Genomic DNA, 23123 nt, shown 5'->3' on the forward strand with positions numbered 1-23123 from the left:
CCCACGGATATCGAATCGACCGTACTCTCTCACTGCCGAGAAAAGGTCGTGTAGAAGGCAGATACTGTCGTACTGGCAGTGCCCATCACGGTCGTGACTCCCTGTGCTCACAGGCCCCAGAAGAACGCGATACCGACCGTCGTGACGACCGTCAGTATGAGTTGCAGCGGTGCGCCGACGCGTGCGAAGTCGGTGAACTTGTACCCACCCGGACCGTAGACCATGAGGTTCGTCTGGTAACCGACCGGGCTAAGCAGGGGAGTACTGGCGGCGAACGTCACTGCGAGGGCGAACGCGAAGGCGTTGACGCCGAGTTGGCCAGCAACCTCGATCGCGATGGGGAGCATCAACACGATGCTGGCGTTATTACTCACCATCTCAGTGATAATCGCGGTTCCGAGGTAGAACGTCGCGAGCATCGCAAGCGGGGGAAGCACGGTACTTGCACCGACGATACCCGTCGCGATCAGGTTCGCAGTCCCGGAGGCCTCGAACGCGATTCCGAGGGGGATGACCCCGGCCAGCAGGAAGATGACGTCCCAGTCGACGGCCTCGTAGGCATCCGTGGGTCGGAGGATACCCGAAAAGAGCATGGCGACGACACCGGCGAGGGCGCTCACCATGATCGGGAGATACTCGAGGGCCGCTAACCCGACGACGCCGGCGACGATTCCCAGTGCGACAGGGATCTTCGTCCGGTCGAACTCTTCCCAGCGTCTATCACTAGAAACGACGATGTTGGTGTCGGTCCGAAGTCGGTCCAAGACGTCCTCGTTTGTCTGGACGAGCAACACGTCCCCGGCCTGCAGGCTGACGTCCCGGAGGCGCTGGCGGATCACTTCGCTGCCCCGGCGGACGGCGAGTACGGTCGCGTCGTACTTGCGCTCGAATCCGGCGACACCATCCCGTCTGTTCGACCACGGCCCGGGGAGTAAGACGACCTCCGTGAGCGAGGTTTCCGTCTCGGATTCTTTTGCTTCCTCGTCTTTCTCGTCCTCGTCGTCTTCCGTGTTCGTGTCGGCGGTCGCTGACGGAGGGTTCCACGCGTGATCTTCCGGCTCGAACCCCGCGGGGAGCTGTTCGTCCCCTTCCTCTGCGGCGTCGAGGAGTTCCGGCAGGAGTTCGAGGTGGTCGTCCTCGATGACCTGTTCGAGCGTCTCCTGGCTCGCTCTGACCGAGAGAACGTCGCCGGCGCGAATCCGCTCGCTGGGGAGGCCACGAACGAGGATGCGACCGTTACGCACGATCTGGAACACGTCCAGGTCGAGATCGTCACGCCGAAGTTCTCGTATCTGCGAGCCGACGAGATCGGAGTTCTCGTGGACGACTACGTCGGTCAGGTAATCGGCCATCCCGAACTGGTCCGCCGGGGACTCCTCGGCCGCAATCCGGGCAGGTGTGAGGTACCGACCGACGGTCAGCAGATAGACAATCCCGATGGCCAGCACGACGGCGCCGAGTTGCGTGAATTCGAACAGCGAGAACGGCTCTCCGGTCGGGCCGAGTTGCGCCCAGATGTCGCTCGCGAGCAGGTTCGTCGACGTCCCGATGACGGTGAGCGTCCCGCCCAGCATCGAGGCGAAGGAGAGCGGAATCAGCAGCTTAGACGGCGAGGTGCCGGTCTTCCGGGCGAGGTTCGTGACGGCGGGGATCAGCACTGCGACGATCGGCGTGTTGTTGACGAAGCCTGCGGAGGGGCCAGCCAGTCCAACCGTCGCAATGAGCTGTCGGGATTCGCTGTCACCTGCGAACGCCTCCATCTTCTGGGTGAGGATTTGGATGACGCCGGTCTGTCGAATCCCTTCACTGAGGATGAACATCGCCAGCACGGTAAGCGTCGCCGGGTTCGAGAAACCCGACACGCCCTCTTCGGGAGAAACCCCCGTCCACGGTCCGAGGAGGATGAGTGCGACCATCAGGGCGATGGCGGTGGTATCGATCGAGACTGGCTGGAGGACGAACATGACGAACGCGATAGCGACGACTGCCAGCACGACGAACACGTCAATAGAGACTGGCAGTTCAACAGGGAGTTGCTGGAGTACTGCGGGCCTCGCCAGTGCGAGTTCGTGCAGGATGTTCACGAATCAATCGGCTACCGAATCGCTACGGCGTATAATTAAACGTATGGTTCTCGGCTTGATGGACGAAACTGCCGTAGGACAGCACACACCAGTTCCGGGTCATCTAACCCGCTCACGAACTCTCCTACATCGACCGATTCTCTCGGCGATACCGGTGCGGGAACCGTTCCATGCCCCTCTTGGCTCCAGCGTGGAGTAGCGCGGAACCCCACGGTTTCAGCCGTGGGGGTGTTCAGGTAGCTTCCTCGACCGGCACCCGCTCGCCGTCGTCGTCACCCGCGTCCTCGGCGACCTTCCGGCGGTTCACTTCGCCGACGCGGTCGGCGACCGAATCCACGAGGTCCTGCAGTTCGGACTGGACCGAGCTATCGTCGTCCCGGACGGTCGGGCCGTCGTGGTCCTCGCTGTCGAAGTCGGGGTGGACCGGCAACTCCGAGAGCACGGGCACGTCGTAATCGTCGTGAATCGACTCGCCGCCGCCCGAACCGAACACGCGGTGGGTGTCGTCGCAGTTCGGACACTGGAACGCGCTCATGTTCTCGACGACGCCGAGGACGGGCGCGTCGTGTTTCTCGAAGAGGCGCAGGCCCTTCCGGGCGTCCGTGACGGCCATCTCCTGTGGCGTCGTGACGATGACGACGCCCGCGAGCGGCAGCGTCTGGACGAGGTTCAGCGAGGCGTCGCCGGTCCCCGGCGGCAGGTCGACGACGAGGTAATCGAGTCGACCCCACTCGACCTCGTTGATGAACTTCATCATCACGTTGTTGACCATCGGCCCCCGGAGGACGGCGGGTTCGTCCCCGTCGGGCATCATGTGGTCGGCGCTCATGACCATCACGCCATCGGAGCGCGGCGGGACGATCTCGTCGTTCGGCGTGACGCCGGGTTCGTTCTCGGTCGGCAGGATGCGCGGGACGTTCGGGCCGTGGACGTCCGCATCGAGGATGCCGACCCGCGCGCCGAGGTCGTTGAGGCCGGCTGCGAGGTTGGCGGCGACGGTCGTCTTGCCGACGCCGCCCTTCCCGGAGGCGACGGCGATGACGTTGCGGACGCCGGGCAGGACCTCCTCGTCGAAGCCCTGCTCCTCGCCGGCGCGGGCCCGGAGGTCGTGGTCCAGTCCCGCCTCCTCGACGACGTCGCGGATTTCGTTGCCGATGTCCATCTCCGTCGGCGCGTAGGGCGTGTTGAACGCCAGCGAGATTTCGGCGGTCTCGCCCTCGATGGAGACGTCGTTGACCAGCCCCATCGAGACGATGTCGTCGTCGTTCAGCGGGTCCTCGACCGTTGCGAGTCGTTCCGTGAGTTCGGTTTCGGTGAGTGCCATTGGTGGTTGGAAGCGTGACCCGCCGGGAGGCGGGGGGTCTGCGGGCGGTACCCCTAGAAGAACGCGAACTTGATGACCATCGTTGCCACGAACAGGCCGCCCCACAGCACTGTCGTCAGGCCGGCGAGATAGGCGACGCCGAGCAGGGCCGTCGAGCGGTCGCTCGGCTCGCCGCCGTACCACGCCGCCAGCATGATGTAGACCGGCAACAGCACGATACCGAATATCAGGTACGTGCCGGGGCCGACCAGCGGGAGCGTGTAGGGCGCACTCTGTAGGAGCATCTCAGTTCACCTCCTCGGTTTCGTGTTCGTCCTGAATCGCGTGCAGTTCGACCACCGGAATCACCTTCGAGACGGTGAGGAAGAACAGCACGACGATGCCGACGGTCCCGAGCACCGACGACAGCTCGACCGGCGAGGGGACGTAGGGGCCCGGCACGCCGTCGTATAGCGCGAAGTGGGCGTGCTGGAGCCCCTCGACGACGAACAGCGTCTTCTCGACCAGCGTGCCCGCCAGCACCAGCACGGACATCCCGACGATGCGCGGGATGCTGAACAGCGACGGCTTCAGCGCCGAGGCGAAGATGTACAGCAGCGCGAGGACGACCAGCCCGATGGCGGCCCAGTAGATGGGCGTCGTTATCTTCACCTCGGTGGCGTGCTGGAGCGTCGTCGGCGCCGCGAAGATGCCCGTGATGACCTGCTGGAGTTGGAGCCACAGGAACAGGAGGCTGAAAAAGCCCAGCCACGTCGCCAGTCCCCGGAAGACGTCGTAGGGGATGAGCTCCTCCCAGCCGTAGGCATACCGGAAGGCGGCGGCGATGATGATGATGCCGCTGACCGCCGAGGTCAGCGCAATCGAGAGGAAGGATGGCCCCTGCACGCCGCCGGCCCAGCCGGCCATCGAGGGCAGCAGCGCGAACAGCCACGGGATGACGCCGCCGTGCAGCAACAGCGGCGCCATGATGATGATGGCGAACGCGAGCCACCAGACCATCCGCTCGACGACGGCGTCCTCCTTCTCGGTGTAGCCGACCATCAGGAGCCTATAAATCGGTTCGAAGCGGTTCGGCAGGCGGTCACGGAGTCGGTGGATGTCGTAGCGGATGGTCAACAGCAGGTACGTCGCCGTCAGCACGAAGTACGCGGTGATGACGGTGACGTCCCACACCAGCGGCGACCAGTGGACGCGCCACGGCCACGCCGGCAGGACGCTCGTGACCAGCCGGTCCGGCCGGCCGACGTGAATCAGGATGTAGAGGCCGGCACACGTCAGCGCCGCGATGGTCAACAGTTCGGCCATCCGGGCGACCGGCTGGTAGCGGTCCAGGCCGATGAGCCGGACCGCCGCCGAGAGGATGATGCCGCCGTGGGCGATGCCGACCCACCAGATGAACGCGCCGATGTAGAGCCCCCACGGGACGCCGCCGCCGGAGCCCCAGTCGGCGAGGTTCGTGACGATGAGGCCCTGCTGGAGCTGGTGGATGTAGAAGGCCAGCCAGACGCCGATGGCCGCGAGTGCGGCGACCAGCAACGCGAGGTAGCCCTTCGAGCGGGACTGTATCGGCCGGACGAGGGTGTCCGGGCCGATGTCGGAGGTGTCGGTGCTCATGCCTCTTCCCACCCCTCCTCGTTGGCCATCGCGCCGTTATCCAGCACCTCCTCCTTGCGGTTGTCGACGAGGCCGGCGTCCTCGTAGGTGACCGGCCCCTCGACCTGCTCGGCGTGCGGCGAGGGCTCGTTGCCGATGTACTGGACGTTCGGGTTGGTTCCGCGTTCCTCCATCAACTCGAAGGTGGAGACGGTGTGTTCCTTCCGGTTCTTCCACGTCTCGAGGTCGTTCTCCTGCGAATCGCGGTACTCCCGAAGATGCTGGTTCGGGGCGCTTTCGGGGTCGTTGAGGTCGCCGAAGTGGATGGCGTCCATCGCACACGCCTCCTCGCAGGCCGTCGTCCCGACCTTCTCCTCGCCCATCTGACCGTCCTGCCGGTCGACACAGAAGGTACACTTGCCCATGACGCCCTTCGGCGGCCGGGCGCCGACCCACCGGCCCCGGTCGTCGATCTGGTGGTCGTCGTCAATTTCCGAGTCCGGCACGTCGGGTTCTCCCCACTGGAAGTAGTTGACGCCGTAGGGACAGGAGACCTCGCAGTACCGACAGCCGATGCAGATGTCGTAGTCGGTCAGCACGAGGCCGTCCTCCTCGCGGGTGTGGCGGGCGCCGACCGGACACACCTTCGTACACGGCGAGTCGGTGCAGTGCTGGCAGGGCCGAACGAGGAAGTTCTCGTCGCCCTGATTCTCGTCCTCGTAGGTGAAGACGTACATCCAGTTGGCGCCCCGCGAGAGGCCGTGTTCCTGCTGGCAGGCCGTCATGCAGGCCAGACAGCCGTCGCAGTTGTTGAGGTTTATCGTCATCCCCCAGCGGGTGCCCTCGCCGTCGCCGCCGTTGGCGCCGGCCGCCGCGGCCGTGTCGTCGCCGGCGCCGGTACCGAGGCCGAGCGACAGCAGCGCCGCCGCGGCGCCGCCCTTCTTCATAACCTCGCGGCGGGAGGCGTCGCCGTCGACCAGCGACGCCAGCGACTCCTGAAGGCCGCCGTCACCGTCATCGCTCGCGTCGCCGAGGGCCTCGGCGTCGAGGTCCTCCAGTTCGGGTAGTTCGCGGTCGTCGGCACCGAACTCCTCGAGGACGGCCTCGTGGTACTTCTCGTAGAACTCCGCGTCGCTCATCTCGCCGGCGACGACGCGCTGGGCGTCCTTGGCCATCTCGAGGCCGAGGTCCGAATCGGCGTCGGTCTCGTCGAGCCGACGCTCCATGCGGGTCTCCCACTCGTCGTCGAAATCGACCGGCCCGGGTGCGCTCATGGTCGGGCCTCCCCGGCGCCGGGCGCCGTCACGGTCGGCGTCCCGTCCGGTACGTCCGCGCCGATACGCGTGCGGAGATGCGTCACTCCTCGATTCCGTCCGTGGACAGCCCCGGCCGCCGGCCGTCCACGCGGGATGTGTCCTCTACTCATGGCTCGCCTCATTACTGCTTCTGACGGTTATGGAATGAATACGGCTCAGAATCTCAGGTTCTGGGAGAACTGCCGAACATCTTCGGAAGAAGGGAGAACACGGCGGGCGTCGGCTACGGGCTGACGGTCATCACGGGCACGTCGCTCGTTCGAACCACGTAGTCGGTGACGCCGCCCAGCAACTGGCGGTCGCGCTCGTCGCCGTCCTGTCCGTGGGTGCCCATGACGATGACGTCGACAGACGCCGCCTCGGCGTAGGCGAGCAGTTCCTCGCGGGGGTCGCCCTCCCGTATCGCCGTCGTCACGTCGAGGCCGTACTCGGTGGCGGCGTCGTCGATGGCTACCAGCGCGGACTCGCCGCGGCCCTTCTGCTGTTCCCGCACCCGGCTTTCGCCGTCGCTCTCGCTCGCCTCGGCGTCGGTAACGGTCGTCACGAACACGACGTGGAGGGTCGCTCCGAACCCCTCGGCCAATTCGAGGGCGTGTTCGAGCGCCCGGTTCGCGTCGCCGCTGCCGTCGGTCGGAAAGAGCACGTCGTCGTACATACCCGTCCCTTACCCGCCGATACTCAAAACTCGATACGTGAATCCCGACTCGCGGGAACGTGGGGATATTTAAAAGAGGGCGAGGGGTTCCGGGGCCCCTAGTCAGCAGGCGTCTCCATCGGCGCCCCGCGGGCGCGTTCCTCGTCGGTGAGATAGCACGTCGGGTCGGGCGAGAAGAGGCCCTCGCCGGACGCCAGCGCGCGCAACCGCGAACCGCCGCGGCAGACCGCCTTATATTGGCAGTCGGCACATTTCCCGTCGAGGGTTTCGGGGCGGTCCCGAAGCGCCGACAGCAGGGGGTTCGATTCGTCCTCCCAGATGGCGCCGAAGGGGCGGTCCCGGACGTTGCCGAGGCTGTAGGAGCGCCAGAACTGCGTGAGGTGGACGTTGCCGAGACAGTCGACGGCGGCGACGCGCTCGCCGGTCGGGTCCCCGCCGTTGCGTTCGAGGCGGTCGTACACCCGCTGGGCGGCCTCATCGCCGAACTCCTCGCGGGCGTACTCGACGAGATAGGCGGCGTCGGCGTAGTTGCCGACCAGTAGCGTCTCCATGTCGTCGCCGCGCTCGTGGGCCGAGACGGTCCGGTCGCAGATGTAGCGGACGACCGACCGGCGCTGGTCGTCGCTGAGGTCGATGTCGCTGAGGTCGGCGCCACGGCCGCTGTAGGCGAGGTGGTAGAAGCAGAAGCGGTCGAGGCCGATATCGCGCAGGAGGTCGACGACGCCCGGCAGGTCCTCGACGTTCTGGCCGGTGACGGTGTAGCGGAGTCCCGTCTTCAGGCCGACGTCCAGACAGGTCTCGATGCCCTCGACGGCGGCCTCGAAGGCGCCGTCGACGCCCCGGAACTCGTCGTTGCGGTCGGCGAGGCCGTCGACGGAGATGCCGGCGTAGGCGAGGCCGGCCGCCTTCAGTTCCCGCGCCCGTTCGGCCGTCAGGAGCGTCCCGTTGGTCGACAGCACGGGCCGGATGCCCGACTCGGCGGCGTGGGCGACGAGTTCGGTGAGGTCCTCGCGGACCAGCGGTTCGCCGCCCGAAAAGAGGACGACGGGGACGCCGTAGTCGGCCAGTTGCGTGAGGAGGCGTTTGGCCTCGACGGTCGACAGTTCGCCCTGCTCCGGCGTCGATTTCGCGCCCGCATAGCAGTGGACGCACTTCAGGTTACAGCGGTTCGTCGTGTTCCAGACGACGACGGGCTTTCGCTGGGGTTCCGTCGAGACGGGGTCGGTCCCGCCCGTGTCGACGTCGTAGCGGAGGCGGTTGCCGCCCGCGGCGTGGTCACACAGCAGCGTGCTGACCGAGATCATCAGGACCACTCCCGGTTCCGCGGTTCGTCGCCGGCCGGGGGTTCCTTCGTCTCCGCATCGTCGGCCAGGTCGTGGGTGGTATAGCGGCTCACCGAATCGGCCGGACAGACCCACAGGTCATCGGCGAACCACGCGAAGAGCTTGGTCGCGAGTTCGTAGGCGGCATCGTCGTCCGGCGCCCGGACGCTGCCGACGTGCTGGAGGGGGGAGTCGAACTCCTCGCGGACGAACACTTCCCACTCGCGACTCGCCGGCGCGCGGTTATCGACGTCGACCCGGTTCCGCACGGCTCGCTCGACGCGGTTGCTCATACCGTATCCCGACGCCCACGCCGACAAATACCCTCCCCCGAAGATGTTCGACCCGATAAGGAGCGGCCGTCGAGGTCGGCGGGAACCGCGCCTATCGCGGGCCGCCGTCGGTTCTGACGGCCGGTCCGGCGTCGTCCGCCGGGTCGTACCCCTCCGGATAGTAGTCACAGAGCGGGTCGCTTCCCAGCGGGTCGCCGGTCGCGGCGTAGGCCCGGGAGCGACTGCCGCCGCAGACGCCCCGGAACTCGCAGACCCCGCATTTCCCCTGCAACTCGTCGCGGTCCCGAAGCCGCTCGAAGAGCTGCGCCTCCTGATAGATGTCGACGACGCTCTCATCGCGGACGTTGCCGGCGGGTTCCGGCAGGAACCCGGAGGGGTACACCTCGCCCGTATGGGAGACGAAGGCGAAGCCGTCGCCGGCGATGATGCCGCCGCGACGGCCGATGGAATCGTCGTCGGGTGCCGCGGTCGGGTCGCCGTTCCGCTGGAGCGACACCCGGCGATAGTGGGGCGCCTCGGTCGTCTTCACGCCGAAGGGCGCCTCCGCCGACACCTCGTCGAGCCATTCGAGGACGCTCTCGGCGCGCTGGGGCGTGACGTTGTCCAGTAGCCGCCCCCGGCCGACGGGCACGAGGAAGAAGACGGACCACAACACGGCGCCGAGGTCGGCGACGAGGTCGCGGACGGCGGGCAGCGTGTCCGCCGTCGTCTCGCAGACGGTGGTGTTTATCTGGACCGGCAGGCCGAGTTCGCGCGCGGCGACGGCCGCGTCGACCGTCTGCTGGAAGCTCCCCGCCTCGCCGCGGAACTCGTCGTGGACGGTCTCGGGGCCGTCGATGCTGAGCGCCATCCGCTGGAGGCCGGCGGCTTTCAGGTCCTCCAGTACCTCCGGCGTCAGCGACTCGGTGCCGCTCGGCGTGAGCGTCATCCGGAGGCCGAGGTCGGTGCCGTAGTCGACGAGTTCGACAAGGTCCTCGCGGACCAGCGGGTCGCCGCCCGAGAGGACGACCAGTTGCCCGTCGCCGAAGGTGGCGGCCTCCTCGAGCAACTGCTTGCCCTCCGCGGTCGTCAGTTCGTCGGGGTGCCGTCCCGGTTGGGCGTCGGCCCGGCAGTGGTCGCAGGCGAGTTCGCAGGCCTGTGTCACCTCCCAGACGAGGACGAACGGCCGCTCGTCGGTGTCGATGGCCGACGGCGAAATCGGCGGTTTCGAGGCCGTCATCGGCACCCGACCTCGGCGCTGTGCTCGGCGGACTGGACCGTGTGTCGACACATGCGCGTGGCTTCGATTCGGCACCACGAGTGCCCATCCCCGAACACGTTCGGCGGAAGGAACTGGGCCGTGTGCGGCCTCTTTTCGAACATGTCCCGCTCGACCACCGATGCGTCCGAGGACGAGACGCAGTACCCCGAAGCGACGTGGCGACGCGAACTCGACCTCGCCGAGGACCGCTCTATCGACCCGCTGGACGCTCGCGAGCTCCCACCGCCCGAGCCGTTACAGGAGACGCTCGAACGGGTGGCGGACCTCGACGAGGAGACGGTGCTGGTCCAGTTGAACGACCGGGAACCGAAGTTCCTCTATCCGAAACTCGACGACAGGGGCTTCGAGTATCGGACCGAGACGGTCGACGACGGCGTGCTGACGGCTATCTGGCGGTAAGGAGTCTCGACCGCTATCCGACGGTCGGCCGCTACTGCTTCGGGAACGTGGCGACGAACCGTCCTTCCGCCTCTTTTTCGACCTCGTAGCCGTCGGCGTCGAAGCTCTCGACTTCGGCTTCGAACTCGTAGTAGAGGGGCTTCGGGTCGTGATCGTTGACGATGCGGAGCGCCTCGCCGGCGTCGAGGTCGTCGAAGGCGTCGTGAATCTTCGGGTGGCGTTCGACCGGCGGTACGTCTCGGACGTCGAGTGTGGTTTCGGACATGATTACAGGAGTTCGGGGTTCGCGAGGTCGGCTATCGATTCGATGCGGGTGCGCCGGGTTACGGTGCGGCCGTCGGGTCGGCTCCGTCGGTCGTCCCGGTCGGCCGTCCGGCCACAGTCGCGGGCCGTGATGCGGACGTGCCAGTCGCCGCCGCGTCGCGTCGTCCGAGCGGACAGGCCACGCTCGTCGACGGTCTCGTAGAGCGTGGTCGGCTCCGCGCTGTGGACGACGACGGGCGCGTCCGCGAAATCGCCCAGCGACGCGAGTATCGCCTCGAACGGCGGGTCGTCCAGCGGTCGGACGTCGACGACGCGTTCGGGTGCCGCGGCTGGCATGTGTGGGTCTCGCCCGCGGAGGGTCCTGTCCGTTCTCCCGATTATGTTCGGGCGGCGAGCTTCGGCGGCTTCTCGTTGAGGTGTTTGTCGACGAAGCGGCGGACGATGATGCTCTCCGCGCGGTGGAGCGTCTCGCTGCAGGTCGATTTCGCGATATCGAGCCGGTCGGCCAATTCCGTCAGCGAACAGCAGCGCGGCGTGTCGTAATACCCCTCCTCGACGGCGGCCAGTATCAACTCGCGCTGTCGGTCCGACAGCAGGCGCTCGGGGTCGGCGGCGTCGTATATCGACTCGACGGTGTACGTGAAGCCGAACCGGTCGAGTTCCTCGCCGAGCGACGACAGCCGGTCGTTGGAGGTCCGCAACTCCACGTCCGCGACGCCCTCACGGATGACGACCGGGGGCTCGATGGGGATGCCCGAGGCCTGCGCGGAGAGCAACAACAGCGGGGCCGTCGTCTCTATCTGGACGATGGCTCGCCCCTCGCTCAACTGGAGCGGTTCGATGTCGGTCAGAAGGTCGTGGGCCGCCATCGACCGGAGGACGGCCTCGACGTCCGGTGCCGTGACCTCCAGCAGGGCGAAGCCGACCTCGTCGTCGGGCATCCCGGCGAGGACCCGGACCGTCGCCTCCGGGTGGTCGGCCGTGACGTCGTAGACCCACGTTCGTTCGGGCAGCTCGATGCTGAGCTGAACCAGCGGCATACTCGTATCTCGTTTTCCAGCGGCATAAGGTCGACTGGCCGTTCCCAGCCGGTGGGAATCGGGGCCTCGACCGGTCGGGTCTCGACCCCCACACTATCGGTTTCACACGCTCTCAGACGGGTACATAACGGAACTGGGCGAACATGTTCGCGTCATTCTCACGGCTCGAGACTTGCCTTGACCGGGTATATGGGTGGGGCCGTTACCACCGAGTGTAGCACCGCTGGCGACCACCCCAACCCCAAGACAATGACCGCAGACCAGACCCAAACGTCGTCCACCGCGGACGACCACGACGATTCGCACCCCGACCGCGACAGAGAGATGCTGCTCCCCAGCCTCGGCATGGAGCGCCGTGACTTCATGAAGGCCGGCGCAGTCGCCGGGGCGCTCGGGGGGCTTGCCGGGTGTACTGGCATGCTCAACGACAACTCGGGCGGCCAGACCACCAACGGAGCCCCCGACGCCCACGTCCCGCCGGGCGAACTCGACGACTACTACGCCTTCCTCAGCGGCGGCCACTCCGGGGACATCCGCGTTCTCGGGTTGCCGTCGATGCGGGAGATAATGAAAATCCCCGTGTTCAACCACGAGAGCGCACGCGGGTACGGCTACGACGACAAGAGCCGCGAGATGCTCGAGGAGGCGGGCGGCTACACGTGGGGTGACACCCACCACCCGCGCGTCAGCCAGACGGACAACGATTACGACGGCCGCTGGGCCTTCGTCAACGACAAGGCCAACGGCCGGATGGCCCGTATCGACCTGAAGTACTTCGAGACGGACGCCATCTGTAACATCCCGAACCAGCAGGGGACCCACGGCGCCTGTTGTGTCCTCCCGGACACGAAGTACGTCATCGGCGTCGGCGAGTTCCGCGTCCCGCTGGAGAACGACGGCACCCACGCCGCCGACCCCGACGAGTACGGTTCGGTCTTCGCCGCCATCAACCCCGAGACGATGAACGTCGAGTGGGAGGTGCTGGTCGACGGCAACATGGACAACGGCGACGGCGGCAAGGAGGGTAAGTGGTTCTTCACCACCGGCTACAACAGCGAAGGCGGCGTCACGCAGGCGGAGATGACCCGCTCGGACCGCGACATGGTGAAGGCGTTCAACATCCCCGCCATCGAGGCGGCCGTCGAGGCCGGCAACTACGAGACCATCAACGAGGTGCCGGTCGTCGACGGGCGACAGGACAGTTCGCTCAATCAGGGCGACGAGCCCATCGTGAAGTACATCCCGACGCCGAAGAGCCCCCACGGGGTCAGCGTCACGCCGGACAACAAATACGCCATCGCGAGCGGCAAACTCGACCCGACGGCCACCGTCATCGACATCGCCGCCCTCGACGAGGTCGACGACCCCGAGGAGGCCATCGTCGGCCGTCCGCGCCTCGGCATGGGCCCGCTCCACACCGCCTACGACGGCCGCGGCCACGCCTACACGACGCTGTTCATCGACTCGCAGGTCGTCAAGTGGGACATCGAGGCGGCCGTCGAGGCCGACCTGAACTCCGAGGACCCGGTCGTCGAGAAGATCGACGTCCACTACAACCCCGGCCACCTCATCGCCTCCGAATCCTACACCGCCGACCCCGAGGGCGACTGGCTCATCTCGCTGAACAAGCTCTCGAAGGACCGGTTCCTCCCGGTCGGGCCGATGCACCCCGAGAACGACCAGCTCATCTACATCGGCGACGACGAGAACGGGATGGAACTGGTCAAGGACAAGCCGTCGTACGCCGAGCCGCACGACGCGTCCATCGTTCAGGCCGACAAGATCGAGCCCGCCAGCACCTACGACCCCGAGGACATCGACCTCGAGTTTACCGCCTCCGGCGAGTCGTCGATGGAGCGGGTCGCCGACGACCGCGTCGAGGTGAAGATGTACTCGATGCGCAACGAGTTCGGCTTCTCGGAGATTACGGTCCAGGAGGGCGACACCGTCGAGATGCAGGTGACCAACATCGAGCAGACCAGCGACATCCTGCACTCGCTCGTCATCCCCGAACACGACATCAACATCAAGATGGCGCCGCAGGAGACCACGAAGGTCACCTTCGAGGCCGACGAGCCCGGGGTCTACTGGATGTACTGTGGGTTCTTCTGCAGCGCACTCCACCTCGAAATGCGCTCGCGGCTGATCGTCCAGCCGGAGGACTGATAGTATGAGAAAGTCGCTCGCCCGATTCGCGCAACTCCGACGGGGGCTGCCCCTCATCGCCGCGGGGCTGTTGCTCCTCGCGTTAGCCGTGCCGATGTGGCGCATCACGCTCACCGCACCGCAGTACCCTGGACAGGAACTCGTGATAAAGCTGTACGCCTACCCCCGATTGGGCGGCGACTACACCGAAATCCACTCGCTCAACAAGTACGTCGGGTTCTACTACCCCGACCCCGTCTATATCGACCCGAACTTCCCGCTCGACGACGGGTCGATCAAGACGCCCGAGTGGATACTCGGACCGGTCGTCTTCGTCGTCCTGGCGGCGCTGGGGGTCTTCGTCTCGCTGGCGCCGACCGTCCGGAAGCTGAAGCTCGGGCTGACCGGCATGCTGGCCGGCACCATCGCCCTCTTCATGGGCATGTTCGCGTGGATTCAGTTCCGGCTCTATCAGGCCGGCCACACGCTCGACCCGAACGCGCCGCTTCGCGGCGTCGAGGAGTTCACGCCACCGATTCTTGGCGGCTACGAGGTCGCCAACATCAGCGGCTTCGCGTGGTTCGGCCCCGGCGGCTACCTGACGGTCGTCGCGGTCGGCCTGCTCGTCGTCGCCTACGTGTTCCGCAACAGCGAGGCGACCTTCGGTGACGTGCCGGCCATGCTCGGCGAGCTTCGGAACGGTACGGACGGAATCGAACGCATCCGCGGTCGCGTGCGGGGGAGGTAACCATGAGCGGTCGCGCCGTCGAACTCGGCTTCCTGCTCGCGGTCGTCGGCATGCTCGTCGTGGCGGCGACGGCGCCGTTCGTCGTCGCGGCCCCCGAGGCGGAGGCCGAGGAGGGCTTCGACCTCGATACCGACCGCGCGTACGACGCGCCCGAGGTGCCCGACGAGACCACCGCGACGGTCGACGGCGAGACCTTCGAGAGCGCAGGGGCGGCGGTCGACGCCGCCGACCCCGGCGAGACGGTCGTCCTCGAAGGCCGGTTCGACGAGAACCTGACCATCAACGAAAGCGACGTGACCGTCCGGGCCGGCGAGGCCGGCGCCGCCATCGACGGCGGCGGCGAGGGCAACGTCGTCCTCGTCCGCGGGGAGAACGTCACGCTCGACGGTCTGTGGGTTCGGAACTCCGGCTACGACGCCGGCGCCGAGCACGCGGGCGTCTTCCTCGACGAGAACGCCACCGGCGCGACCCTGCAGGACCTCTATCTCTCCGGAATCACCTTCGGCGTCTGGGTCGACGGCGCCGACGAGGTGACGGTCGCCGACAGCCGCATCGAGGGACGCGAGGACATCGAGCGGCGCACCGACCGCGGCAACGGCATCAACCTCTGGGAGACCGAGGATACCGTCATACACGGCAACGAGATAACCGACGTCCGCGACGGCATCTACTACTCGTGGGCACAGGGCGTCGTGACGACGGACAACACCATGTGGGACAACCGCTACGGCGTCCACTACATGTACTCCGATAACAACCGCCTGGAGGACAACCTCGCGGTCGACAACGACGTCGGCTACGCGCTGATGGTCAGCGACGAACTCACCGTCGTCAACAACACGGCGGCCCGCAACGACGGCACCAGCGGCCACGGCATCCTGCTGAAGGACATCGAACGCTCCGAGGTCCGAGGCAACGCCCTCATGGAGAACGCCAACGGCCTCTACGTCTACAACACGCAGGACAGCAGTATCGTCGAGAACCTGCTGTTGCGCAACGACGTCGGCATGCACACCACCGCCGAAAGCGAGGGCCTGGAGGTCGTCGCCAACAGTTTCATCAGCAACACCGATGCCGTCACGACGACGACACAGGAACTCGAGGTCTGGAACGGCACCGACCGCGGCAACTATTGGTCGGGCGCCCAGACCGTCGACCTCGATTCCGACGGCCAAAGCGAGGTCCGCCACCGGCCCGCGGGGCTGGTCGAGTACCTCGAAACCGAGAACCCGCAGGTGGCAGTCTTCGCCGACAGCCCCGCCTTCGATGCGGTCCGGCTGGCCGAGAGCTCCTTCCCGGTCGTCGAGGCGCCCGGCATCGTCGACCAGCGACCGCTGGCCGAACCACACCACGACGACTGGAGGAAATATGCAGATAACAGCTAACGACGTCCGCAAGGAGTACGGTTCGGTGACGGCCCTCGATGGGCTGTCCCTGGAGATACCCGCGGGGTCGACGTTCGGCGTCCTCGGGACGAACGGCGCCGGCAAGACGACCCTGTTCAAACTGCTGGTCGGCCACGACCGGCCCGATTCGGGCCGGCTGACCGTCGGCGACCGCGAGGTGGCCGACGCCGGCCTCCGAATCCGCGAGCAGGTCGGCTATCTCCCCGAGCGGGTCGGCTTCCCGCCGGCGCTTTCCGGCCGCGAGATACTGAACTTCCACGCGCGGATGCGCGGGCTCCCACGGGACGGTCGCATCGCCGAGGCCATCAAGATGGTCGGCCTCGACGTTTCCGACGCCGACCGCGCCGTCTCCGGGTACTCCAACGGCATGCGGCGCCGACTCGGCCTCGCGGCCGCCGTTTTGCCCCGGCCGTCGGTGCTGGTCCTCGACGAGCCGACCGCCGGCCTCGACCCCCGCGGCGTCGCCGAGTTCCACGAGATAATCGACCGCGTGCGGACCGAGACCGGCGCGACGGTCGTCCTCTCGTCGCACGTCCTCTCGGAGATCGAGCGGCTCTGCGACCGCGTCGCCATCCTCGACTCCGGCCGCGTGCTCGCCTCAGGGGCCGTCGACGACCTCGTCGACACCGAGGACGTGACGGTTCGCCTCCGACCGGCCAGCGCCGACCGCGTTTCGGACCTCGTTGCGGCCGGCGGCGAGGTCGGCACTGCCTCGGCGACGAACGGCACCGTGACGGTTCGGTGTCCCGTCGAGGCGGTTCCGGACCTCTTTTCGGCGACCGAGGACATCGACCTCGCGGACGTGACCGTCGACCGCGAGGGACTCGACACCGCTTTCCACGACGCGCTCGGGGAGGTGAACGCATGACTGACGACGCTTCCACGGATACCGAAGCGGATGCGGCCCGCCCGGACGGCGGCTACGCTAGCGGTCACGAACTGGTCGCCGACGGCGGCGAGCGACGGTCGCTCCGGCAGGTCGTGACGGTCGCCCACACCGAGTACCGACTCGCGATGCGGAGCCGCTGGGCGCTGGCGCTGGCCGGCCTGTTCGTCCTCTTCGGGTCCATGCTGGCGACCTTCAGCGGGTCGGCGGTCGGCCCGGAGGGCATGGAGCGGGTCGTCGCCAGCCTCACCAGCCTCGCCGTCTACCTCGTCCCGCTGGCGGCGCTGGCGTTCGGCTACGACGCCGTCGTCGGCCGCGACGAGGAGGGCTGGCTCGAGGTCGTCTTCTCGCTGCCCGTCTCCCGGGCGCGGGTCGTCGTGGGGACCTATCTCGGTCGACTCGCCGTCCTCGCGGGCGCGACGGTGCTCGGCTTCGGCTTCGTCGGCTTCCTCCTGCTTCGGGAGTTCGGCGTCACCTACTGGGCGTCGTTCCTCGCGTTCCTCGGCGGGGCGGTCGCGGTCGGCGCGGCCTTCCTCGCGCTGTCGCTTTTGGTGTCGACGGTCGCCCGCGAGAAGACCCACGCCCTCGGCCTCGCGCTTCTGGTGTGGGTGTGGTTCGTCCTCGTCCACGACCTGCTCGCGCTGGGCGTCGTCGCCGCCTTCGACCTGCCGGGGACGGTCCTGACCGGCTTCGTCCTCGCGAACCCGGCGAGCGTCTTCCGCGTGCTGGTGTTGGGCCAGCTCGGCACCACCGCCGGCAGCGGCTTCACCGCCGCGCTGGCGACGACCAGCCTCTCGACGGGCCTGCTGGTCGCCTCGCTCGTCGCGTGGTGTGTCGTCCCGGTCGCCGCGGCGGCCGTCCTCGTCCGCCGCCGGAGGGTCTGACCGTGTGCGACCACGGGCTTTCCCGGCGTCGGGTGCTCCGCGATACGGCCGGCCTCGGGGCGGTCGCCCTCGCCGGCTGTCTCGGCGGCGGCGAGGAAACGCCCGCTGAGACGCCGGACCCGATAGCCCTCGACGACGGCCGGACCTGCGACGTCTGTGGCATGGTCATCGCGGAGGGATACGGCCCGAACGGGCAGGTGGCCTACGACGGCGACTACCCGCCGGACCGCGAGGGCCCCGCCCACTACGACAGCGTCCGCGAACTGTACGCCGACCGGTTCGCACAGGCCGACCGCGGTACCGACGCTCTGGTGACCTACGTCACCGACTACTCGACGGTCGACTACGAACTCGAAACCCGTGACGGCGACCGGTACATCACGGGGTCGGTCGCCGCCGACACCTTCGCCGAGGCCGCCGAGGTCGTCTTCGTCGTCGACAGCGGCGTTCAGGGTGCGATGGGAGCGGATTTTCCTGCCCTTTTCTCGGCGGAGCGGCGCCGAGGCCTTCGTCGACGCCGAGAGCGGCCGCGTGGTCGCCGAGGTGACGCCCGACCTCGTCGGGTAGTCCACTGCTGTCCCTGCCGGTTTGCTCCGTCCGAATCATCGAGCGATAGCCGATACTGCTTTCCTCGCGGGAATCCGGGCGTGACTCTAAATAAACGTACATAAGTGGGCCGACGTTAGTAGTCAGATATGCCAATCGACCGGCGTACGGAGATGACCGAGGAGGAGACCGCGGCGTTCCTCGGTCGACAGGAAACGGGGGTGCTCGCGCTCGCTCGCGAGGACGCGCCGTACGCGATTCCCATCTCCTACGGCTTCGACGCCGACGCTCGCGAGTTCTACATGCGCCTCGTCTCGACGCCCGACAGCGAGAAACGGGAGTTCCTGGCCTCCGAGCCACAGGCCCGCCTCGTCATCTACGACGAGGTCGACGACGTCTATCGGAGCGTCATCGCCATCGGACCGCTGGAGGAGATCGACCCCGGCGAACTGTCGGTCGAGGAGATCCAGCAGTACGGCGAGGCGAAGCGACCGCTCTTCGAAATCTGGCCGGAGCAGAAGGGGGACCTCGACATCGAACTGTATCGGCTACGACCGGACTCGTTGAGCGGCCGGCTCATCGAGGTCGACCGCGATTTCTAAGCTTCCGCTTCGATCCTCTCGAAGGACTCGTCCTCGACCGAACCGGTACAGACTGGACAGCCACTCGAGAGGATGGCCTCTCGCATGGAGGCGTTGACCTCGATCTCTTGGCCGCATTCGGGGCAGGTGAACATGTATTGGGTCGTCACGGTGTTTCAGCTCCTGTTCGGTCGTCGGTGGGTCGCCTGCCGGCGACGGACAGTGGTCGCCCGCTGGCGACGGACAGTGGTCGCCCGCCGCCGATTGTCGGTATATGAGCGCGGTGTCGGCCCATCCATATAGGTGTCCTCATACGTGTTCCCGGACTCACTCGTGAGCCCCGGTGAGCATCGTTTCGGGACGGTCCGAACACCGCTCGGAACGTGCCATCTCAGTCGGCTCCGATCGGCGACGGGCCGCCGGCGTCGACCTCTATGTCGACCTCCAGTTCCCCGGCGTCCATCGAGACGACGAGCCCGTCGAAGGTGCGCTGGTACTCGCTTGCGTGCTTGCCGTCCGCGCGGAGGCGGACCCGCTCTTCGAGGAGCCCGGCGTCGGTCAGCAACTCGACCTTCCGGTAGGTCGTCGACCGGGGGATGTCACAGCGGTTCGTGAGCTCCTGTGCGGTCAGGGCCTCGTCGTCGGTCGCCTCCAGTAGCTTTCGGCAGTCGGGGTCCTCGAGCGCCGTGAAGACGCGTTCGCAGTCGATGGCTCCGGAGTCGCCGAGCCGACCGCCGGATTCGCCCTTGCACAGTTGTGATAGGCCGCTCGTCATATACGATAGATATAGCTGGAGGGTGGGGAATTGGCACCCTCAGTATGCGGGGTGTTTATAAGCAATCCCGGAAGCGGGCCGTTCGCCGCCGTCTCGGGCGGCTCTCTGTCGCCCGCCTGCGCCGACCGCGCCGGGAGTCGGGAGTGGACTCGGCAGACAGGCTTAGGGGGCTCCGGCGACGAGGTGTGGGTCATGCCAGCGGGGATTCGAGCGGAGGTGAAGGTCGACGCCGACGGGACCTGTCCGGTCGTGCAGGCGTCGGCCACCGCGGACGCGCCGGTCTACTCCGTCACCCGGAGCGTCTCCCCCGACGCCCCCGACCGGGTCACCGTGGAGTTCATGCTCGAAGCCGACGACCCCGAGGCGGACGTCGAGTTGTCGAAGGTGTTCGATTACGGCGACAAGAAGGTCTACCGCTTCTCGCGGGAGTTGGGCCGTGGCTGTCCCTGCGAGGCCGTCGAGACGTTCGACACCCCGGTCGTCGACATCCGCACGCGGGACGGCATGCTCTATCTCGTGTTCCACGCGGCGGGCATGGCGGAGTTACAGGAGGTCATCGGCTCGCTTCAGGAGCGGTATCCGACCGTCGACGTCCAGCGGCTGCTCCGCTCGGAACACGACCGCCCCGACGACAACCTCGTCTTCCTCGACCGCGGCGACCTGACCGACCGCCAGCGGGAGGTGCTGGAGACGGCCCACCGGATGGGCTACTTCGAGCATCCGCGAACCGCCAACGCCGGCGAGGTGGCCGACGAACTCGACATCTCGCGGTCGACCTTTTCGGAACACCTCGCGGCCGCCCAGTCGAAACTGCTGGACGCCATCCTCGACTCGTGACGCGCGGCCACCGTGAAGCCGAACATGTTCGGGACTGGGCGTTTCCGGGGAGGGCCCGTACATGGACCCATGAGTACGGACGAATCGCGTGTCGCCGAAGAGGCCGTCGGAACCCGTTCCGAAACGACGGTCGACGTTCGCTGTACCGGCCACGTCCGCCGTGAGGTGGGCGAGCATCGCTTCTCGTACACCTTCGAGGGAACGACGCTCCGGGCGTTCCTCGATGCCTTCTTCGAGGAGTACGACGTCGCCGACATGCTCATCGCCGATACGGAGGAGGAAGCGACCGCCCACGGGTGGGTCCCCGACGAGGTCGAGGCCGCCGGCGACTGGGCGAAGAACCCGGAGGGCGAACAGACCCGCGCGTTCGCCCGCGTCGCCGTCAACGGCCGGTTCAACGAGCACCTCGACGGCCTCGACACCGAGCTTCGAGAGGGAGACCGGGTCGCGCTCATGTACCCCTTCATGTTTTGTTGTTGAGCGCGTTTGTCCCGTAGGTCATGTCGGCCGCCACGGTCTCCCGCGGAGCGCGCTTCTTCGTCGTCACCAGCCTCGCGTGGCTCGTCTGCTGGCAGGCCGCGGTCGTCCTCGGGGGCGGCCGACGGGTCGCCGTCCTCCTCGGTCTCTACGGCTTCGTGCTGCACATGGTCTTCGGGAAGGCCTACGCGCTCGTGCCGTCGTACTTCGACCGGCCGCTGGCGTTCCCGAAGGCGCCGCTGGTCCACCTCCCGCTGGCGGCCGGCGGAACGGCCGCCATGGCGCTGGATACGGCTGGTTTCGTCGACCTGTGGGCGGTCGGCGCGGCAGCGTGGGCCCTCGGCTGTGGCGTCTTCGTCGGCACCCTCCTCTGGAGCGTCCGGGACAACCCCCTCGGCAGCGAGACGGGGACCGCCGATTCGAAGGCCCAGTACCGCGGGACCGACCGCCTCGCCAACGGCTTCGTCCCCGTCGTCTTCGCGTACCTCTTGACCGGGGCGGCCCTGCCGGTCGCCGCCCTCCTCGGCGTCCCGACGCCGCTTCCGACCGCCGGCCCGCCGGTGACTCACCTGCTCGCGGTCGGGACCGCGGCGCTGCTCGTCTTCGCGCTCGGGTTCCGACTGCTCCCGCGCTTTCTCACGGTTCCGCCACGAACTCGCCTTGCCGCCGTAGTCTTGCCGGCTGGCGCCATCGGGCCCCTCCTGCTGGCCACCGACTTCGGCGGGGGAACGACGTTCCTGCTGGGCGGCACGCTGCAGTCGGTCGCGCTCCTCGGCTTCGCCGTCGCCTACGCCGATGTCTTCTATCGGAGCGACCGGCGCCGCCTCGGGCTGAACACGTTCCTGCTCGCGGTCGCCTTCGGCGTCGGCGTCGCCACGCTCGGCCTCACGATGGCCATCACGGGCATCGACCCGGCGATAGCCGACGCCCACGCCCGCCTCGCGCTGCTTGGCTTTCTCGGCTTGGCCATCGTCGGCGTCAGTTATCAGTTCTATCCGCCCGCCGTCGCCGGAGTTTCGGGTCTCGACGACCGAACCGCGACGGCCGCCGTCGGCGCCCTTGCCGTCGGCGTCCTCCTCGAAGCCGGCGGCCTGCTCGGCGGTAGCGACATCCTCGTCACCCTCGGGCGCTGGCTGGCGCTCGTCGGTGCGGTCCTGCACGCGCTCGTCGTGGTGGCCGTGCTTCGGTCACGGCACTGACTCGATGGCGCGATGGGCGGCAACTCGCTGACTCGTCACCCACGGGCCGATGGCTTAACTCCGTGGCGGCCCGCGCTCCGATAGATGAACCTCACGGACGCGCTGGACCCGGCCGACAGCGAGCAGGTGGGTGCGGTCGCCGCCGCGCTGGCGGGGATGGAGCGGGACCTTCACGAGGCGATACAGGACCACTACGACGCCCTCGGAGTCGACCCGCCGGCCGACCGCGACGCCCCCGAAGAGCGCATCGCCCAACTCCGTCGGCTGGTCGACCACCACCTCCGCGAGGACCTCTGGGGATATTTCGTCGCCGAGCAGGCCCCCGAGGGACTCGAAAACCCCGAGGAGGCCGAACGGTACGCGGGGATGGACCGGAAGGCGTGGAACGACACCGTCGAGGAGTGGGTCGAAGCTGCTGGGGCGGCGCCCGAAGCGGACGAGTCGGCCCCCGACCGGGTCGTCCGCGAGCGGTTCGGCCTCGACCGTGCGACCTTCGAACGGCGGGTCGTCGAGTGGACGCCGGAGCGGACGCTCCGCATCGCGTTGCGCGGGCCGATGGACGCCGACATCGAGCGGTTGCGGGTGGCGACCAGCGCGCTCCGGCGGAAGCGGGACGGTGAAGAAGGCGGCGGCTGACCGCGTGAAACCGGCCGATTCCACTGTCGGTGGACCACCGCGACCGGATGTCAGAGGCCAGACGTCGGTCGTACACCGACCGTCCCATTGGGGACCTTCGTACGGACCGTCGTAACGATGTACCGGCATCGCCGACCTGTATTGGCGATGACCGGTAACAGACGACAACGGTCCGTAGGTGTGGGGTCGCGGGCAACGACCGTGGTGTCGTGGAATCGGCCATTCGAACGGTTTCGACGCACGAAGTTCAAGATGATGGCTCATATTTTAGGGCCGCCCCGACAGCACATTCGCCGACGGCGGCGGTCGCATCGGCGACTGCGTTGCGTCGTGTTAAGTTAAGCATGATTCCACCAGACGGCGAAGGCTTGAAGCCACGATTCTGCGGTCGTCGGCTTCACGTGGCTGAACGTATTTGAAAACGAAGAGGTACGCCGTTTTACTTCTCTAAA

26 protein-coding genes and 1 pseudogene are annotated in these 23123 nt (G+C 67.3%); 12 read left to right on the top strand and 15 right to left on the bottom strand.

Annotation, left to right across the window (positions count from 1 at the left end):
• Positions 1–107: 107 nt before the first annotated feature.
• The 9 genes from U5914_RS15590 to U5914_RS15630 all read right to left on the bottom strand — a co-directional run bounded on the left by U5914_RS15590 (position 108) and on the right by U5914_RS15630 (position 9806).
• Positions 108–1964: an SLC13 family permease gene (locus U5914_RS15590; RefSeq protein WP_418766782.1), complete on the bottom strand. Its 1857-nt coding sequence runs from the start codon at positions 1962–1964 to the stop codon at positions 108–110.
• A gap of 352 nt (positions 1965–2316) precedes the next feature.
• Positions 2317–3408, bottom strand: coding sequence for an Mrp/NBP35 family ATP-binding protein (locus U5914_RS15595; protein ID WP_336136667.1), 1092 nt, complete (start codon positions 3406–3408; stop codon positions 2317–2319).
• A gap of 53 nt (positions 3409–3461) precedes the next feature.
• Entirely contained in the window at positions 3462–3692 is a 231-nt protein-coding gene (locus U5914_RS15600; protein ID WP_336136668.1) for a hypothetical protein, read from the bottom strand.
• A gap of 1 nt (position 3693) precedes the next feature.
• Positions 3694–5022 (bottom strand): NrfD/PsrC family molybdoenzyme membrane anchor subunit, encoded by a 1329-nt coding sequence (gene nrfD / locus U5914_RS15605; protein ID WP_336136669.1) that lies wholly within the window; start codon positions 5020–5022, stop codon positions 3694–3696.
• Positions 5019–6275, bottom strand: coding sequence for a 4Fe-4S ferredoxin N-terminal domain-containing protein (locus U5914_RS15610; RefSeq protein ID WP_336136670.1), 1257 nt, complete (start codon positions 6273–6275; stop codon positions 5019–5021). Before U5914_RS15610 ends, nrfD begins: the two co-directional genes overlap by 4 nt.
• 265 nt (positions 6276–6540) lie before the next feature.
• The gene (locus tag U5914_RS15615; RefSeq protein WP_336136671.1) at positions 6541–6972 is read right to left on the bottom strand and encodes a universal stress protein; all 432 of its coding nucleotides are present in this window, start codon (positions 6970–6972) and stop codon (positions 6541–6543) included.
• 98 nt (positions 6973–7070) lie between these two features.
• Entirely contained in the window at positions 7071–8276 is a 1206-nt protein-coding gene (locus U5914_RS15620) for a TIGR04347 family pseudo-SAM/SPASM protein (protein WP_336136672.1), read from the bottom strand.
• A complete protein-coding gene (locus tag U5914_RS15625; RefSeq protein ID WP_336136673.1) occupies positions 8276–8587 on the bottom strand; it encodes an Htur_1727 family rSAM-partnered candidate RiPP in 312 nt (103 codons plus the stop codon). Before U5914_RS15625 ends, U5914_RS15620 begins: the two co-directional genes overlap by 1 nt.
• Before the next feature lie 91 nt (positions 8588–8678).
• The gene (locus U5914_RS15630; protein WP_336136674.1) at positions 8679–9806 is read right to left on the bottom strand and encodes a radical SAM protein; all 1128 of its coding nucleotides are present in this window, start codon (positions 9804–9806) and stop codon (positions 8679–8681) included.
• Positions 9807–9947: 141 nt separating this feature from the next.
• Here U5914_RS15630 and U5914_RS15635 point away from each other — a divergent pair, with 141 nt between their 5' ends.
• Positions 9948–10247 carry a DUF2249 domain-containing protein gene (locus tag U5914_RS15635; protein ID WP_336136675.1) on the top strand — a complete coding sequence of 100 codons (300 nt, stop codon included), beginning with the start codon at positions 9948–9950 and terminating at the stop codon, positions 10245–10247.
• A gap of 31 nt (positions 10248–10278) precedes the next feature.
• Here U5914_RS15635 and U5914_RS15640 read toward each other — a convergent pair whose 3' ends face one another.
• Genes U5914_RS15640 through U5914_RS15650 form a run of 3 tightly spaced genes read right to left on the bottom strand, consistent with a single transcriptional unit; the run spans position 10279 to position 11551 of the window.
• Positions 10279–10512, bottom strand: coding sequence for a DUF2249 domain-containing protein (locus U5914_RS15640; protein ID WP_336136676.1), 234 nt, complete (start codon positions 10510–10512; stop codon positions 10279–10281).
• 2 nt (positions 10513–10514) lie between these two features.
• Positions 10515–10847, bottom strand: coding sequence for a hypothetical protein (locus U5914_RS15645; protein ID WP_336136677.1), 333 nt, complete (start codon positions 10845–10847; stop codon positions 10515–10517).
• Between the two features lie 41 nt (positions 10848–10888).
• Positions 10889–11551, bottom strand: a complete 663-nt coding sequence (locus U5914_RS15650) for a helix-turn-helix domain-containing protein (RefSeq protein ID WP_336136678.1) — start codon at positions 11549–11551, stop codon at positions 10889–10891.
• A gap of 324 nt (positions 11552–11875) precedes the next feature.
• Between U5914_RS15650 and nosZ the strand changes: the two genes are divergently transcribed.
• From nosZ to U5914_RS15685, 7 genes are read left to right on the top strand one after another with little or no spacing between them, the layout of a single operon-like run.
• Positions 11876–13717, top strand: a complete 1842-nt coding sequence (gene nosZ / locus U5914_RS15655; RefSeq protein WP_418766783.1) for a TAT-dependent nitrous-oxide reductase — start codon at positions 11876–11878, stop codon at positions 13715–13717.
• A gap of 4 nt (positions 13718–13721) precedes the next feature.
• Positions 13722–14444, top strand: coding sequence for a hypothetical protein (locus U5914_RS15660; protein WP_336136680.1), 723 nt, complete (start codon positions 13722–13724; stop codon positions 14442–14444).
• A 2-nt stretch (positions 14445–14446) separates the two neighbouring features.
• Positions 14447–15829: a nitrous oxide reductase family maturation protein NosD gene (gene nosD, locus U5914_RS15665; protein ID WP_336136681.1), complete on the top strand. Its 1383-nt coding sequence runs from the start codon at positions 14447–14449 to the stop codon at positions 15827–15829.
• Positions 15813–16718 carry an ABC transporter ATP-binding protein gene (locus U5914_RS15670; protein ID WP_336136682.1) on the top strand — a complete coding sequence of 302 codons (906 nt, stop codon included), beginning with the start codon at positions 15813–15815 and terminating at the stop codon, positions 16716–16718. Before nosD ends, U5914_RS15670 begins: the two co-directional genes overlap by 17 nt.
• A complete protein-coding gene (locus U5914_RS15675; RefSeq protein ID WP_336136683.1) occupies positions 16715–17620 on the top strand; it encodes an ABC transporter permease in 906 nt (301 codons plus the stop codon). Before U5914_RS15670 ends, U5914_RS15675 begins: the two co-directional genes overlap by 4 nt.
• Before the next feature lie 32 nt (positions 17621–17652).
• On the top strand, positions 17653–18291 hold the full coding sequence (locus tag U5914_RS15680) for a nitrous oxide reductase accessory protein NosL (RefSeq protein ID WP_336136684.1): 639 nt from the start codon (positions 17653–17655) through the stop codon (positions 18289–18291).
• 24 nt (positions 18292–18315) lie between these two features.
• Positions 18316–18768: a pyridoxamine 5'-phosphate oxidase family protein gene (locus U5914_RS15685; protein WP_336136685.1), complete on the top strand. Its 453-nt coding sequence runs from the start codon at positions 18316–18318 to the stop codon at positions 18766–18768.
• On the opposite strand, the gene U5914_RS15690 is transcribed toward U5914_RS15685, so the two are convergent.
• On the bottom strand, positions 18765–18902 hold the full coding sequence (locus tag U5914_RS15690) for a DUF7560 family zinc ribbon protein (protein WP_418766784.1): 138 nt from the start codon (positions 18900–18902) through the stop codon (positions 18765–18767). The two genes, U5914_RS15685 and U5914_RS15690, sit on opposite strands and share 4 nt — an antisense overlap.
• 236 nt (positions 18903–19138) lie before the next feature.
• Entirely contained in the window at positions 19139–19522 is a 384-nt protein-coding gene (locus tag U5914_RS15695) for a helix-turn-helix domain-containing protein (protein WP_336136687.1), read from the bottom strand.
• Between the two features lie 192 nt (positions 19523–19714).
• Between U5914_RS15695 and U5914_RS15700 the strand changes: the two genes are divergently transcribed.
• The 4 genes from U5914_RS15700 to U5914_RS15715 all read left to right on the top strand — a co-directional run bounded on the left by U5914_RS15700 (position 19715) and on the right by U5914_RS15715 (position 22671).
• Positions 19715–20359, top strand: a complete 645-nt coding sequence (locus U5914_RS15700; protein ID WP_336136688.1) for a helix-turn-helix domain-containing protein — start codon at positions 19715–19717, stop codon at positions 20357–20359.
• A gap of 69 nt (positions 20360–20428) precedes the next feature.
• Positions 20429–20839: a MoaD/ThiS family protein gene (locus tag U5914_RS15705; RefSeq protein ID WP_336136689.1), complete on the top strand. Its 411-nt coding sequence runs from the start codon at positions 20429–20431 to the stop codon at positions 20837–20839.
• A 20-nt stretch (positions 20840–20859) separates the two neighbouring features.
• Positions 20860–22035 carry a hypothetical protein gene (locus U5914_RS15710; protein ID WP_336136690.1) on the top strand — a complete coding sequence of 392 codons (1176 nt, stop codon included), beginning with the start codon at positions 20860–20862 and terminating at the stop codon, positions 22033–22035.
• 84 nt (positions 22036–22119) lie between these two features.
• The gene (locus U5914_RS15715) at positions 22120–22671 is read left to right on the top strand and encodes a hypothetical protein (protein WP_336136691.1); all 552 of its coding nucleotides are present in this window, start codon (positions 22120–22122) and stop codon (positions 22669–22671) included.
• A 338-nt stretch (positions 22672–23009) separates the two neighbouring features.
• Here U5914_RS15715 and U5914_RS15720 read toward each other — a convergent pair.
• A pseudogene (locus U5914_RS15720) lies at positions 23010–23123 on the bottom strand (IS6 family transposase); the annotation flags it as partial.

This window comes from Natronomonas amylolytica, assembly GCF_037031205.1.
GTDB lineage: Archaea > Halobacteriota > Halobacteria > Halobacteriales > Haloarculaceae > Natronomonas > Natronomonas amylolytica.

Bases quoted from the DNA above. Each gene is read 5' to 3' on its own strand.
- U5914_RS15590 (WP_418766782.1), bottom strand. From the start codon at position 1,964: ATGTTCGTCCTCCAGCCAGTCTCGATCGATACCACCGCCATCGCCCTG.
- U5914_RS15595 (WP_336136667.1), bottom strand. From the start codon at position 3,408: ATGGCACTCACCGAAACCGAACTCACGGAACGACTCGCAACGGTCGAG.
- U5914_RS15600 (WP_336136668.1), bottom strand. From the start codon at position 3,692: ATGCTCCTACAGAGTGCGCCCTACACGCTCCCGCTGGTCGGCCCCGGC.
- nrfD (WP_336136669.1), bottom strand. From the start codon at position 5,022: ATGAGCACCGACACCTCCGACATCGGCCCGGACACCCTCGTCCGGCCG.
- U5914_RS15610 (WP_336136670.1), bottom strand. From the start codon at position 6,275: ATGAGCGCACCCGGGCCGGTCGATTTCGACGACGAGTGGGAGACCCGC.
- U5914_RS15615 (WP_336136671.1), bottom strand. From the start codon at position 6,972: ATGTACGACGACGTGCTCTTTCCGACCGACGGCAGCGGCGACGCGAAC.
- U5914_RS15620 (WP_336136672.1), bottom strand. From the start codon at position 8,276: ATGATCTCGGTCAGCACGCTGCTGTGTGACCACGCCGCGGGCGGCAAC.
- U5914_RS15625 (WP_336136673.1), bottom strand. From the start codon at position 8,587: ATGAGCAACCGCGTCGAGCGAGCCGTGCGGAACCGGGTCGACGTCGAT.
- U5914_RS15630 (WP_336136674.1), bottom strand. From the start codon at position 9,806: ATGACGGCCTCGAAACCGCCGATTTCGCCGTCGGCCATCGACACCGAC.
- U5914_RS15635 (WP_336136675.1), top strand. From the start codon at position 9,948: ATGTCCCGCTCGACCACCGATGCGTCCGAGGACGAGACGCAGTACCCC.
- U5914_RS15640 (WP_336136676.1), bottom strand. From the start codon at position 10,512: ATGTCCGAAACCACACTCGACGTCCGAGACGTACCGCCGGTCGAACGC.
- U5914_RS15645 (WP_336136677.1), bottom strand. From the start codon at position 10,847: ATGCCAGCCGCGGCACCCGAACGCGTCGTCGACGTCCGACCGCTGGAC.
- U5914_RS15650 (WP_336136678.1), bottom strand. From the start codon at position 11,551: ATGCCGCTGGTTCAGCTCAGCATCGAGCTGCCCGAACGAACGTGGGTC.
- nosZ (WP_418766783.1), top strand. From the start codon at position 11,876: ATGCTGCTCCCCAGCCTCGGCATGGAGCGCCGTGACTTCATGAAGGCC.
- U5914_RS15660 (WP_336136680.1), top strand. From the start codon at position 13,722: ATGAGAAAGTCGCTCGCCCGATTCGCGCAACTCCGACGGGGGCTGCCC.
- nosD (WP_336136681.1), top strand. From the start codon at position 14,447: ATGAGCGGTCGCGCCGTCGAACTCGGCTTCCTGCTCGCGGTCGTCGGC.
- U5914_RS15670 (WP_336136682.1), top strand. From the start codon at position 15,813: ATGCAGATAACAGCTAACGACGTCCGCAAGGAGTACGGTTCGGTGACG.
- U5914_RS15675 (WP_336136683.1), top strand. From the start codon at position 16,715: ATGACTGACGACGCTTCCACGGATACCGAAGCGGATGCGGCCCGCCCG.
- U5914_RS15685 (WP_336136685.1), top strand. From the start codon at position 18,316: ATGCCAATCGACCGGCGTACGGAGATGACCGAGGAGGAGACCGCGGCG.
- U5914_RS15690 (WP_418766784.1), bottom strand. From the start codon at position 18,902: ATGTTCACCTGCCCCGAATGCGGCCAAGAGATCGAGGTCAACGCCTCC.
- U5914_RS15695 (WP_336136687.1), bottom strand. From the start codon at position 19,522: ATGACGAGCGGCCTATCACAACTGTGCAAGGGCGAATCCGGCGGTCGG.
- U5914_RS15700 (WP_336136688.1), top strand. From the start codon at position 19,715: ATGCCAGCGGGGATTCGAGCGGAGGTGAAGGTCGACGCCGACGGGACC.
- U5914_RS15705 (WP_336136689.1), top strand. From the start codon at position 20,429: ATGAGTACGGACGAATCGCGTGTCGCCGAAGAGGCCGTCGGAACCCGT.
- U5914_RS15710 (WP_336136690.1), top strand. From the start codon at position 20,860: ATGTCGGCCGCCACGGTCTCCCGCGGAGCGCGCTTCTTCGTCGTCACC.
- U5914_RS15715 (WP_336136691.1), top strand. From the start codon at position 22,120: ATGAACCTCACGGACGCGCTGGACCCGGCCGACAGCGAGCAGGTGGGT.